Genomic DNA, 12,595 nt, shown 5'->3' on the forward strand with positions numbered 1-12,595 from the left:
GGGATTGCTGCCAACAGTTCAACCATCAGGCCGATGGCATCGCGCACAACCGTTGGCATTCGGTCTTCGGTTATAAAAACGGCCGTGCCCACCCCAAGGGGCACGGCGATCAGTAGGGAGAGGATCGAGGTCACCAGGGTGCCGTAGATCGCTGTGAAGGCTCCATAGTCTTCATTGACGGGATCCCAGCTGGAGGTGGTGAGGAAGCCCGTTCCGAACTGGCCGATCGCCTCGCGGGCACCCTCGAACACCGTCAGGAAAATGCCTAGGAGCAAAATGGCCACCACTGAGGCCAAAAGCACGGTCAATTGACGAAAGCCCACGTCTACTAGCTTTTCACTCGGGGGCCGTCGCCTCAAGGTGAAGGCATCCCGCTGGGATGGGCTGGGATCCGTAGCTCTGAGGTCCGTCAGCATGGGGGGGAATGGCTTTGCATCGGTCAGCCCGGGAGCGGCCTATCCAGCCAAAATCTACGAAGCGCCCCTCGCATGGGCGTTTAAGCAGTGATTAACGTCTTGTCGCCCGGTAGTTTTGGGGCTCCATCGCGCGGGGCCGCGCCAGCCGCTTTCATGGGTCGACAGGCTTCCTCGCTCCCAAAATCCCATGGCGCCCGGTCATGTCACGGATAGTTGGTATTGACTTGGGCACCACCAATTCGGTGGTGGCGGTTCTCGAGGGTGGCCGTCCCCAGGTGATCGCCAGCGCTGAAGGCGGCCGCACGACCCCCTCGGTGGTGGGCTTCAGCCGCGATCAGGAACTGTTGGTGGGGCAGCTGGCCCGGCGCCAGCTGGTGCTCAACCCCCGCAACACCTTCGCCAACCTCAAGCGGTTTGTGGGCCGCCAGTGGGACGAATTGGAGGAGGGCAGCCTGACGGTGCCCTACACGGTGCGGGCCAACGACCAGGGCAGCGTGCGGGTTGTCTGCCCGGCTACCCAGCGTGAATACGCGCCGGAAGAACTGGTGGCCAGCATCCTGCGCAAGCTTGTGGATGATGCCGCCACTTACCTGGGCGAGCCGGTGGAGGCTGCGGTGATCACCGTGCCGGCCTACTTCGACGACGCCCAGCGTCAGGCCACCCGCGATGCGGGGAGACTCGCCGGGATCAGTGTGGAGCGAATCCTCAACGAACCCACAGCTGCGGCCCTGGCCTACGGCTTTGATCGCAGCACGGTCAAACGCGTGCTGGTTTTCGACCTGGGGGGCGGCACCTTTGACGTTTCGGTGCTGCGGATTGCCCAGGGGGTCTTCGACGTCAAGGCCACCAGCGGTGACACCCAGCTGGGCGGGAATGACTGGGATCGCCGCATCGTCGACTGGCTGGCAGATGGCTTCCAAAGCGAGCACGGAGTCGATCTGCGCCGCGACCGCCAGGCCCTGCAGAGGCTCACCGAGGCGGCGGAAAAGGCCAAGATTGAGTTGAGCGGGGTGCCCAGTACCCCTATTTCTCTTCCTTTCATCGCCACGGGCCCGGATGGGCCCCTGCACGTTGAAACGACCCTCGAGCGCAGGGTTTTTGAGGGGCTTTGTCCCGATCTGCTTGACCGCCTGCTCCGGCCCGTGCAGGGGGCCCTGAGGGATTCAGGCCTGGCAGCCGATGACATCGACGATGTGGTTTTGGTAGGGGGCTCCAGTCGCATGCCGATGGTGCAGGAAATGGTGCGTACCCTCATCCCCCTGGAGCCATGCCAGTCGGTTAATCCCGATGAGGTGGTGGCGATTGGGGCTGCCGTGCAGGCGGGCATCCTCACCGGTGAGCTGCGCGACCTGATGCTCAACGACGTCACGCCCCTGTCGCTTGGTCTCGAGACGATCGGAGGGGTGATGAAGGTCTTGATCCCGCGAAATACACCGATCCCAGTACGCAAAAGCGACCTGTTCAGCACCTCCGAGTCAAACCAGAGCTCTGTGGAGATCCATGTGCTGCAGGGCGAGCGACAGATGGCCGAGGGCAATAAAAGTCTTGGGCGCTTCCGCCTCTCCGGTATTCCGCCCGCTCCCCGCGGGGTCCCCCAGGTGCAGGTGTCCTTCGACATCGACGCCAATGGCCTGCTGCAGGTGTCGGCCACTGACCGCACCACGGGCCGTCAGCAGAGCGTGAGCATCCAGGGGGGATCCAATCTCAGCGAGGAGGAGATCAAAACCCTGATCGAGGAGGCAGAGCTGAAGGCCGGTGAAGATCGGCGCAAGCGCTCAGAGATTGACCGTCGCAACCGAGCCCAGACCCTGGTGGCCCAGGCGGAGCGCCGGCTCCGCGATGCCTCCCTGGAGCTGGGGCCCTATGGCGCCGAGCGCCAGCAGCGCTCGGTGGAGATGGCCCTGCGCGATGTGCAGGACCTGCTCGCCGCCGATGACCTGGTGGAGCTGGAACTGGCGGTCAGCCAGCTCCAGGAGGCGCTGTTTGGCCTCAATCGCCGCCTGTTGAGTGAGCGCAAGGCCGAGCAAGGGCCCCTCCAGGGCCTCAAGAACACCCTGGGCTCGCTCAAGGATGAGCTGTTTGCCGATGATGACTGGGATGACTGGAACCGTCCAGGCAGCGACCCCTGGGCCATGGCGCCGCCCCGCTACAACCGGGAAAACAGCTATGGGGAACCCAGCTACCGGGAACCCAATTACAGGGAACCCAGCTACAGGGAACCTGAACCGATCGGCCGCGACCGTCCCCTGCGGCCAGATGAGGACCCCTGGGGGGATGGCTCCTACCGGTGACCCATAGTCCTGGCGCCCAGCCCGACTACTGGTCAGTGCTGGGTCTGGAGCCCGGTGCCGATGCCCCCAGCCTCAAGGCGGCCTTCCGGGCCCAGGCCCGCCGCTGGCATCCGGATCTCAACGGCAACGACCCCCTCGCAGAGGAGCGCTTCAAAAGGGTCAACGAGGCCTATGCGGTGCTCTCCGATCCCCGGCGCCGCCAGGCGTGGGAGGCCGGTGGCCCTTCGGTAGCGCCGGGTGAGTCGGGCGCAGGTGATCCCTTTGCCACGGGATTTCCAGACTTTGACGACTACCTCGACGCCCTGTTGGGCGAGCGCCGCCGGCCGGCCCAGGAGGAAGGGCCGCCTGTGGAACGGGAATTCGACGCCGAGGCCGAGAACGAGACCGAGGCCGAGGCCGAGGCCGAATCTGCCGGCTCGGTGACCTCCTCTCCCGCCCCTCCCCCCCCGGTGCGGGCCAGCAGTGATCAGGAAAGTATGGTGGAACTCAGCCCGGAGCAGGCTCTGCAGGGCGAGCGGGTGGAGTTGGTGCTCCCCGATGGCACGGCGGTGGAGGTCTGGACTCCCCCCTTTGCCGGCGACGGTTGGCGGCTGCGGCTTGTCGGGGTGACACCGGGAGGTGGTGACCACTTCCTCCAGCTGCGGGTGCGCACGGATGAGGGCCTGCGGATCGATGGCCTACGGGTTCTCTACCCCCTGGAACTCAGCCCGGCCGAGGCGGCCCTGGGCTGTCAGGTGGTGGTGCCGACCCTGCGGGGGCCGGTCAAGTTAAGGGTGCCACCGGGCTCCTCCAGCGGCCGACTGCTGCGGCTGCGGGCCCGTGGCCAGGAGTGGGGCGAGCAACGGGGCGACCAGCTGGTGGAGGTACGCATCGTTGTGCCGGATGTGCTGGCTGACGATGAGGCGGCCCTCTACAGACGTCTTCAACAATTGGCCGATGACCCCGATGGCGGCAGCCGGTGACACACTGAAGGGCGATGCCCCCCTGCCGCGATCCATGCCGGTGCATGTGCTGTTATTTGATGCCGGAAGCGACCAGGAAGGCATCCATTCCCTGGAAGTCAGTGGCCGCACTGTCGTGCTGCTTTTTGAAGACCGGGACGATGCCGAGCGCTATGCGGGACTGCTGGAGGCCCAGGATTTTCCCGTGCCGACGGTCGAGCCACTCGACCGGGAGGAGATGGAGCTGTTCTGCAGCCAGGCCGGCTACGAAGCTCGCCTGGTGCCAGCCGGCTTCCTGCCCCAGAGCCCGGAAGATCGACTGCTGATCGCGCCACCGGAGCGCAACATGGATGTGACCCAGTGGCAGGAGGAGCAGCCAGAGGCTGGCATTGATAGCAGCCTGGAGGCGATTCGGCGTCAGCTGGAGGGGCTGCTGTGAGCCTGCCTGTGCCCGCAACTGACCGGGGCCATCTGCTCACCGAACAGGCCAATCCCCTCAGTGAGAAGCTCGACCAGCTCTCCACCGCCGAGCTGGTAGCCCTCTTCTGTGCCAACGACCTGGAGCCCCAGAGGGCCGTGGCAGAGGCGGCCCCAGCCCTCACCCGGGCAGTGGATGCCATCGCCAGCCGGCTGGCCCAGGGTGGTCGCCTCTTCTATCTCGGCGCAGGCACCTCAGGCCGACTTGGGGTGCTTGATGCGGCGGAGTGTCCGCCCACCTTCTGCAGCCCACCTGAGCTCGTTCAGGGGGTTCTTGCAGGTGGGGCAGCTGCCCTGCTGCGCAGCTCGGAGGGCCTGGAAGACCTGGCCGAAGCCGGTCGCCATGATCTGGAGCAGCGGGGCTTCGGCGCCGGCGACTGCCTAGTAGGGATTGCGGCAGGTGGCACCACTCCCTACGTGTTGGGCGGGCTGGCCCACGCCCAGGCGATCGGGGCCCTGGCGATAGCCATGGCCTGCGTGCCGGCAGAGCAGGTGCCAATGCCCTGTGAGATCGATATCCGCCTGCTCACGGGGCCGGAGTTGCTGGCCGGATCTACCCGCCTCAAGGCCGGCACCGCCACCAAGATGGCCCTCAACTTGCTCTCCACCGGCGTGATGGTGCGGCTGGGCAAGGTGTACGGCAACCGGATGGTGGATGTGGCCGTCAGCAACATCAAACTGGAGGATCGGGCCCTACGCATCCTGCGCGACCTGGCCGGTGTCAGCCGGGAGGACGCGGTGGCCCTGTTGCAAAAGAGCCAGGGTTCGGTGAAATTGGCCTTGCTGATGGCCGCATCGGGGTTGGACCTGGATGGGGCCGCCACCCAGCTGGAACGGCATGGCCCCAGCCTGAGGCAGGCTCTGGCGGCCTGCGCTGCTCAGTTGAAGGGTCCCCAGTAGGGCGCAGTGAACAGATCAAACTTGCGGCGGCTGGCAGCGGGCACCTGGTCTGGCGGGGTGATCAGGGCATTGCGCAGCGCGTGATGGGCGCTGCTGGTAGGCCGCTGGGCAGCCACACGCTCGGCCGCCACCCTCACGATCTGCTGGGCCAATGCGGCATTGGTGCCCAGATTCTCGATCACCATCTCCATCGTCACCGAGGCATGGTCCTGGTGCCAGCAGTCGTAGTCGGTGACCATCGCCAAGGTGGCATAGGCGATTTCGGCCTCCCGGGCCAGGCGAGCCTCGGTGTGGTTAGTCATGCCAATCACCGCACATCCCCAGGAGCGGTAAAGCTCCGATTCGGCCCGGGTGGAGAAGGCGGGCCCTTCCATGCAGAGGTAGGTGCCACCTCGATGAAGTTGGTGGCCCTTTGGCATCAGGCTCTCGCCCACGTCGGCCAGCAGGCGAGCCAGGGCCGGGCAGAAGGGATCCCCGAATCCCACGTGGGCCACCAGCCCATCCCCGAACAGGGTCGTGGGCCGCTGCTGGGTGCGGTCAATGAATTGGTCCGGCACCAGCATGTCCAGGGGGCGGATTTGCCCCTGCAGTGAACCCACCGCCGAGAGGGAGAGAATCCAGCGCACCCCGAGGGAACGCAGGGCCCAGATGTTGGCCCGATAGGGCACCTCAGTGGGGCTGAGGCTGTGGTGGCGACCATGGCGGGCCAGGAAAACCACCTCCAGCTCGCCGATACGCCCCAGCAGCAGGGCAGCCGAGGGGTCGCCGTAGGGGGTCTCGATCCGCAACTCCTGGACGTTCTCAAGGCCGTCCATGCCGTACAGACCGCTGCCCCCCAGGATTCCCATGCGGGCACGGCTGAGATCGATGCCGGCGCGGGGGACGGGGCTGGAGCTGGTCTTCGGCAAGTCGGTCATCGGCAATGCGCCCATCAGCTTCCATTCTCAACATGGGGGTGGGGGCAACCGCTTCCGGCGACCCCATAAAGTCGCTGTTTCCCCCCATTTGTTGTGACCAAAGCCCTGATGGAAACGGATGCCGGCAGCATCGAACTCGAGCTCTTCGAGGTTGATGCGCCAAAAACCGTGGCCAACTTCACCAAGCTCGCCAAAGAGGGCTTCTACGACGGCCTGGCCTTCCATCGGGTGATTCCCGGTTTCATGGCCCAGGGGGGCTGCCCAAATAGTCGTGAGGGCGCCCGCGGCACCGCCGGCACCGGCGGCCCGGGCTACCAGATCGACTGCGAGATAAATGGCCAGAAGCACCAGGCGGGCACCCTGGCCATGGCCCATGCCGGCAAAAACACCGGCGGCTCCCAGTTTTATATCTGCCACGGAGCCCAGCCCCACCTTGACGGTGTCCACACCGTGTTTGGCCTCACAGGCAACATGGATGTGGTGCTGGCTCTCAAAACTGGCAGCCGTATCAACAAGCTGACGATCCAGGAATGAGGCCTGCAGCCGCCCCGCGCCATACCGGAAGAATCAGGTCCAAATCAGGCAGGCTCAGGCCCAGACCAGGAAGGCTCCAGGCTGAACCCTCAGCCCGGAGCCCAACTCGGCCAGGGGGCGCCGTTCCGGTTCAAGATCGGCACTGGGGTGGTTGCTGCGCTGGCTATCGGGGGCCAGCAACAAACTGAGCTGACGTGTCAGGGGCCAGCCGCCCATCAGCTGCAGGGCTGCGGCAACGGCGCCAACTCCCGTATTCGCTTGATCGAGACCGCTGATCACAACGGCCAGCTGGGGCTGGTCAAGCAGGGCCAGCAGCCGGGGATGCTCCTCCAGCTTCACCTGCAGGCCCAGCTGGGTCGCCCATTGGTCAAGTTGGTCGATTTGCTCAAGTAAAGACTCAGCCGTTGGGGGTAGCGCTGCCGCTGCGATTCCATGCCAGGCCAAAACGGCCGTGGGCCCAGCGATGGGACAAGAGGGCCCCTCCCCGAGCAGATGTCCCAGCTTGATCCGCTTGGTTTGCAGGTAGGCGGCGTTGTAGTTGCCGGGGTCGATCACCAGCGGCACCCGATCTTCCACCCGCAGTCCATAGCCACCAAGGCCGGCGATCTTGCGCGGGTTGTTGGTGATCAGGCGCAGGCGCTGCACACCCAGATCACTGAGGATCTGGGCCCCAACTCCGTAGTTGCGGAGGTCAGCGGCAAACCCCAACCGCTCATTGGCCTCCACGGTGTCCAGGCCGACATCCTGAAGCGAATAGGCCTTCAGCTTGTTGATCAGACCAATGCCGCGCCCTTCCTGGCGGAGGTAGACCACCACGCCCTCACCTGCCTCCTCAATCATGCGCAGGGCGGCTTCGAGTTGGGGGCGGCAGTCACAGCGCAGGGAGCCGAAGGCGTCACCGGTAAGGCACTCCGAATGGACCCTCACCAACACCGGGCCCTGGGCCTGGGCTGGATGGCCTTTGACGATCGCCACATGTTCGCTGCCATCGAGCTCGTTGCGATAGCCGATGGCTCGGAAGCTGCCGAAGTCGCTGGGCAGGTCCGCCTCCGCCTGGCGGCGCACGAAGCGTTCGGTATCGAGCCGGTAGCCGATCAGGTCGGCGATACTTATGAGACGCAATCCATGCCGCTGGGCGTAGGCCGCCAGCTGGGGCAGTCGGGCCATGGAGCCATCGCTGTTCTGGATCTCACAGATCACCCCGGCCGGGTATAGCCCCGCCAGGCGCGCCAGATCAATGGCGGCTTCGGTGTGACCGGCGCGCTTGAGCACGCCACCCTGCTTGGCCCGCAGGGGAAAGATGTGGCCCGGGCGGCGCAGGTCCCTGGCTCGGGTGTGGGGGTGGATCGCCACCTGGATGGTGCGGGCGCGATCGTCGGCGGAAATTCCGGTGCTAACGCCGTTCTCCGGACCCGCATCCACGCTCACGGTGAAGGCAGTCTGGTTGCTGTCGGTGTTGCGATACACCATCAAGGGCAGATCCAGGGCGTCGAGCCGCTCGCCCTCCATGGCCAGACAGATCAGGCCCCGGGCCTCGGTGGCCATGAAGTTGATCTGCTCGGGGGTGGCGAACTGGGCTGCGCAGATCAGATCCCCCTCGTTTTCCCGATTTTCATCGTCCACCACCACTACCGAATCCCCGTTGCGGATCGCCGCTAGGGCATCGGCAATTGAATCGAAGCGGATCCCATCGCCCAGGGGACCGGTGGATTGGGGCGAAACGGGCTGGTCGCGCAGGAGGGTCAAGGGCGTGCCGGTGGGGCCCGGGGCCCTGGCGCAATCATCCTTTATAAATCCTGGAACGATTCGCCCACCTATCCCCCATGGCCAGCAAGCGCGTAGCGGTGATCGGTGCCAGTGGCTACGGCGGTCTGCAGACCCTGCGGTTACTGCACGAACACCCGGGGCTCGAGGTCAGTTTTTTAGGTGGCGAGCGCAGCAGCGGTAAACGCTGGAGTGAACTTGTGCCGTTTCTGCCCCTGGCAGGGGACCCGGTGGTTCAGACCCCGGATCCAGCGGCCATCGCAGAGCAGGCTGATTTCGCCGTGCTCAGCTTGCCGAATGGGTTGGCAGCCCAGTTGGTGCCTCCCCTGCTGGAGCGGGGGGTGCGGGTGGTGGATCTCTCTGCCGACTATCGCTACAGCTCCCTGGCCCAGTGGCAGGAGGTGTATTCAGGGGAGGCGGGCCAGCTCTCCCGCGCAGATGCCCACCTCTGTGCTGAGGCCGTCTATGGCCTGCCGGAATGGCAGCCGGAGCAGATTCATAGCGCCCGCTTGGTTGCCGCTCCGGGCTGCTTCCCCACCGCCTCCCTGCTGGGTCTATTGCCCTTTCTCAAGCAGGGTCTGATCGACACCAGGGGCATCGTGATCGACGCCAAAACCGGTACCTCCGGTGGTGGTCGGGCCGCCAAGGAGCACCTGCTGCTAGCCGAATGTTCCGAAGCGGTTTCGCCCTATGGCGTGGTGGGCCATCGCCACACCAGCGAAATCGAGCAGCTGGCTACCCGGGTTGCGGGCCATGAGATCCAGCTGCAATTCACCCCCCACCTGATGCCGATGGTGCGGGGACTGCTGGCCACGATCTATTGCCGCCTGCGCGACCCGGGGCTGACCGCCGAAGACTGCGGCACCCTGCTGGCCTCGGCCTATCGCCAGGCCCCCTGCGTTGAGGTGTTGCCCGTTGGCACCTATCCCTCCACCAAGTGGGTGCGTCAGACCAACAGGGCCCTGCTCTCTGTCCAGCTCGATCCCCGCACCGACCAGCTGATCGTGATGGTCGCCATCGACAACCTGATCAAGGGCCAGGCGGGCCAGGGGGTGCAGTGTCTCAACCTGATGGCAGGCCTGGAAGCCACCACCGGGCTACCGCTGCTGCCCTTTTACCCCTGAGCGGCGAGGGCTACCGCCAGGGGCAGGATCCGGTGCTCCTGCACCTGGATGCGTCGACTGAGGCTGGCGTGGTCATCGCCACTGAGAACGGGCACGGCCGCCTGCACGAGGATGCGGCCCGCATCCACCTCCTCGCTGACCAGGTGGGCCGTGCAGCCAGCCAGGGTGACTCCCGCCGCTAGGGCCTGGCCCACCGCATCGAGGCCGCGAAAGCTCGGCAACAGGGAGGGGTGAATGTTGATCAGCCGGTTGGGGAAGGCGCCAATAAGGATCGGGGTGACAACCCGCATCCAGCCAGCCATCACCACCAGATCCACAGAGGCGGTCCTGAAGGCCTGCACCAGAGCCTGATCGAGTTGTTCACGGTTTGGCTGGAGCCGGTGGTCGTGCAGTTCCCAAGGAATGCCCAGCCGTTCGGCCCGCCTCTGGGCACCGCAATCGCGATTATTCACAACCAGCAGCGCCACCTCACCGCAAAGGCTGCCGTGACGGAAACAATCAACCAACGCCTCGAAATTGCTCCCGGCGCCGGAGGCCATTACCCCCAGCCGCAGGGGCATCGAGGCAAGAACCCCATCCGGTGGCAACGGCCACTGGACTGCCTGTCCATGATCGCTAGGTTCTAAGTAAGCGGTCATTGAGCCTTGTCCCACCTCACCATCCTGCCAACCGTGCTGCGCGATGCCGAGGGACTTGCCGCCAGCCTGGAGGCCCTGAAGCTCTCGCCCCAGTGGGGTGGAACGGTTCCGGGATTTGCAGGTGAAGCCCAACAGGTGCTGTTGCAGGTGTGCCTGGCTGGCGGGGAGAGACTGGGCTGGATACGCCAGGGCGATGGTTCCCTCGCCCTGGTGGCCGACCTGCAGCGGCTCAGCCGCGCCCAGGAGTTGCAGCAGCTGCTGGGCCGCATCACCCGCCGCTACGCAGCTGAGATGGCCCTGCGGCAAGCCTCCACCCTCTGCGCCGGGACTCAAGTGAGCATGAGCACCTGAGCCCCGCCCCACCTGGAGCCCTGCCGTGCCTGAGCTGAATCTCGATCTCACCGCCTGCAACCAGCACCTGGTGCGGGTCCGGATCAGCCATCGGCCACGACAGGGCAGGCTGGTTTTCTCCCTGCCCAGCTGGACGCCAGGCTCCTACCTGATCCGCGACTACGTACGCCAGCTGGAGGGGCTTGAAGTTAGGCAGGGCGGGGAGGGAGGGGCCATCATGCCGATCAGGAGGCTCACGCCCAGTAGCTGGCAGCTGGAATTGTCCAGCCTCGAGCCCATCGAGATCAGCTATACGCTCCTGGCGGCAGAGTTGACGGTGCGTACCTGCCACCTCAACGGCGAGCATGGCTTCCTGGCACTTGCGGCCGTGGCCCTGGAGCTGGAGGGGGAGCGCTGGTCCTGTCATCGGCTCCAGCTCAATCTGGCGCCGAGTTGGCATGCCTTCGTGCCCCTGGCCGAGGATCCGGGCGGCGGCTGGCTAGCGCAGAACTTCGACCAGCTGGTGGATACGCCGATCGAGGTGGGGCCGCACCGCTGCCACTACTTCAGTGTTGCCGGTGTGCCCCACCGCTGGGTGAGCTGGGGCCCGGTGCTGGAGGGCTGCGAACTGGTTGAGAGCGATCCACACTGGCTCAAACATCTCGAATCGGTCTGCCTGGCCTGCTGCCGTCTGATGGGCGTGGAGCGCCCTGCCGCCGCCCACTACCTGTTTGTGCTCCATCTCAGCGACGCTGGCTATGGCGGCCTGGAACATGACCTGAGCACGGTGCTGCAGTTCGGTCGCCGCGCCTTAGCCCGGCCTGGGGGGCGCCGCAAGTTGTTGCAGTTGGCCGCCCATGAATACCTGCACCAGTGGAACGTGCGCCGGCTGAGGCCCGCCGAACTCACTCCCTACCGCTACGACCAGGCCGTGGTGGTGCCCAGTCTCTGGTTTGCCGAAGGCATCACCAGCTATGTCGACCAGCTGCTGCCGCTCAGTGCCGGTTGCTGTACCGAAGCGGAGGTCATCGAGGATCTGGGCGCAGACCTGAGCCGCTATCTGCTGAGCCCGGGCCGCCGCATCCAGAGCCTGCGTGCCAGCAGTGAGGAGGCCTGGGTCAAGCTCTATCGACCCGATGCCTTTTCCGCCAACAGTCAGATCAGTTACTACCTCAAGGGGGCAGTACTGGCGCTGGTTCTCGATCTGCACCTGCGCCGCACCGGCAGCTGCCTGCCCCAGCTGCTGCGGGAGCTCTGGAGCAGCCACGGTGCTGTGGGTCGGGGATACCGGGAGGCCGACCTGATCGCAGCATTTGCCCGCAATGCTCCCGATCTGGCCGAACTGCTACCCACCTGGTTGGCCGGCGATGGGGACCCGCCCCTGGCCACCTACCTGGCCGATGTGGGCCTGGCCCTGAAGGTCACGCTGGGCGCCAGTCAGGAGCTCGGCTGCCGGCTGGAGTCAGGAACAGGTGCTCCCTGCGCGGGGGGGGTGCAACGGGATGGGCCGGCCGCCCGGGCTGGCCTGACTGTTGGGGATGAATGGTTGGCACTCGATGGGATCAGGCTGCGAACCCCAGAGGATGCCCTGGCGATGGTGAGAGCTGGGGAACCTCCGCGGGCCCGTCAACTGCTGTTCAGTCGCGATGGACTTGTGCGCACGACCACCCTCACCCCGGATCCACCCGCCCCGGTGGCTTGGAGCCTCTTGCTAGACCCTGATGGGACTGAGACCATGGCGCAGCAACGTCTTCGTTGGTTGACCCTGGAAGCGCCGTGAGATCCGTGCCCAGGCCCCTGTTGGTTTGCGTTTCAGCAGCTGGCTTGGTGTTACTAGGCGGCCTGGGCTGGCTCGCCCGTGACATGACTCCCCAGACGGGGGAGCGCAGCGGCAATCCCAGCCTGCTTGAACTGCTGGAGGAGATGCGCCAACCCCCCGCCTCCCCTGAGCCAGGACGCAGGAGGGCCCCAGGGCCCCCGCCCCATCCCAGCTGGCAGTCCCCCCTGCGCTCCAGCTGCGCGATCACGGATCCCGGACATGGCAAGAAGCTGCAACAGCTGGTGGGCCAGGTGGAGACCTCGCCGGTACAGGTGCGAATTCACCCGACCAATTACGGCGAACGGTTCAGCCTTGATGCCTACGGCAACCCGGTTGATCCCACCCCCCAGTTGGTCGTTTTGCACGAGACGGTCTACGGGATCGGATCGGCCATTAACACCTTCACTACCCCCCAACCCCGTGATGAGGACCAGGTGAGCTACC

Annotated in this window: 11 protein-coding genes and 2 pseudogenes; 9 read left to right on the plus strand and 4 right to left on the minus strand. The window is 65.6% G+C overall.

The window, feature by feature from the left end; all coding sequences use genetic code 11:
- A pseudogene (locus tag KBZ07_RS08800) lies at positions 1-416 on the minus strand (phosphate ABC transporter permease subunit PstC); the annotation flags it as partial.
- A 200-nt stretch (positions 417-616) separates the two neighbouring features.
- Between KBZ07_RS08800 and dnaK the strand changes: the two are divergent.
- Genes dnaK through murQ form a run of 4 tightly spaced genes read left to right on the plus strand, consistent with a single transcriptional unit; the run spans position 617 to position 5,025 of the window.
- Complete coding sequence (gene dnaK / locus KBZ07_RS08805; RefSeq protein WP_254931258.1) at positions 617-2,707, plus strand: molecular chaperone DnaK; 2,091 nt, start codon at positions 617-619, stop codon at positions 2,705-2,707.
- Positions 2,704-3,669, plus strand: coding sequence for a DnaJ domain-containing protein (locus KBZ07_RS08810; protein WP_254931259.1), 966 nt, complete (start codon positions 2,704-2,706; stop codon positions 3,667-3,669). The genes dnaK and KBZ07_RS08810 overlap by 4 nt, the downstream gene beginning before the upstream one ends.
- A 34-nt stretch (positions 3,670-3,703) precedes the next feature.
- Complete coding sequence (locus tag KBZ07_RS08815) at positions 3,704-4,087, plus strand: DUF3110 domain-containing protein (protein WP_254931267.1); 384 nt, start codon at positions 3,704-3,706, stop codon at positions 4,085-4,087.
- Between the two features lie 8 nt (positions 4,088-4,095).
- A complete protein-coding gene (gene murQ, locus KBZ07_RS08820; RefSeq protein ID WP_254931260.1) occupies positions 4,096-5,025 on the plus strand; it encodes an N-acetylmuramic acid 6-phosphate etherase in 930 nt (309 codons plus the stop codon).
- Here murQ and mtnP read toward each other — a convergent pair.
- Positions 5,004-5,942, minus strand: a complete 939-nt coding sequence (gene mtnP / locus KBZ07_RS08825; protein ID WP_254931261.1) for an S-methyl-5'-thioadenosine phosphorylase — start codon at positions 5,940-5,942, stop codon at positions 5,004-5,006. The genes murQ and mtnP overlap by 22 nt on opposite strands.
- A gap of 93 nt (positions 5,943-6,035) precedes the next feature.
- Here mtnP and KBZ07_RS08830 point away from each other — a divergent pair, with 93 nt between their 5' ends.
- Positions 6,036-6,476, plus strand: coding sequence for a peptidylprolyl isomerase (locus tag KBZ07_RS08830; protein WP_254931262.1), 441 nt, complete (start codon positions 6,036-6,038; stop codon positions 6,474-6,476).
- 54 nt (positions 6,477-6,530) lie between these two features.
- Here KBZ07_RS08830 and ribBA read toward each other — a convergent pair whose 3' ends face one another.
- Positions 6,531-8,213: a bifunctional 3,4-dihydroxy-2-butanone-4-phosphate synthase/GTP cyclohydrolase II gene (gene ribBA / locus KBZ07_RS08835; RefSeq protein ID WP_261355683.1), complete on the minus strand. Its 1,683-nt coding sequence runs from the start codon at positions 8,211-8,213 to the stop codon at positions 6,531-6,533.
- 86 nt (positions 8,214-8,299) lie between these two features.
- Between ribBA and argC the strand changes: the two genes are divergently transcribed.
- On the plus strand, positions 8,300-9,364 hold the full coding sequence (gene argC, locus KBZ07_RS08840; protein WP_254931263.1) for an N-acetyl-gamma-glutamyl-phosphate reductase: 1,065 nt from the start codon (positions 8,300-8,302) through the stop codon (positions 9,362-9,364).
- Here the strand turns inward: argC and purN are convergent.
- Positions 9,355-9,924, minus strand: a complete 570-nt coding sequence (purN, locus tag KBZ07_RS08845) for a phosphoribosylglycinamide formyltransferase (protein WP_254931264.1) — start codon at positions 9,922-9,924, stop codon at positions 9,355-9,357. The two genes, argC and purN, sit on opposite strands and share 10 nt — an antisense overlap.
- An 84-nt stretch (positions 9,925-10,008) precedes the next feature.
- Here purN and KBZ07_RS08850 point away from each other — a divergent pair, with 84 nt between their 5' ends.
- The 3 genes and pseudogenes from KBZ07_RS08850 to KBZ07_RS08860 form a co-directional block, all read left to right on the plus strand.
- Entirely contained in the window at positions 10,009-10,353 is a 345-nt protein-coding gene (locus tag KBZ07_RS08850; RefSeq protein ID WP_254931265.1) for a DUF1257 domain-containing protein, read from the plus strand.
- A gap of 25 nt (positions 10,354-10,378) precedes the next feature.
- Positions 10,379-12,112: a M61 family metallopeptidase gene (locus KBZ07_RS08855; protein WP_254931266.1), complete on the plus strand. Its 1,734-nt coding sequence runs from the start codon at positions 10,379-10,381 to the stop codon at positions 12,110-12,112.
- A pseudogene (locus tag KBZ07_RS08860) lies at positions 12,109-12,595 on the plus strand (N-acetylmuramoyl-L-alanine amidase); the annotation flags it as partial. The gene KBZ07_RS08855 and the pseudogene KBZ07_RS08860, both read left to right, overlap by 4 nt.

The sequence above is a fragment of the Cyanobium sp. BA20m-14 genome, assembly GCF_024346295.1.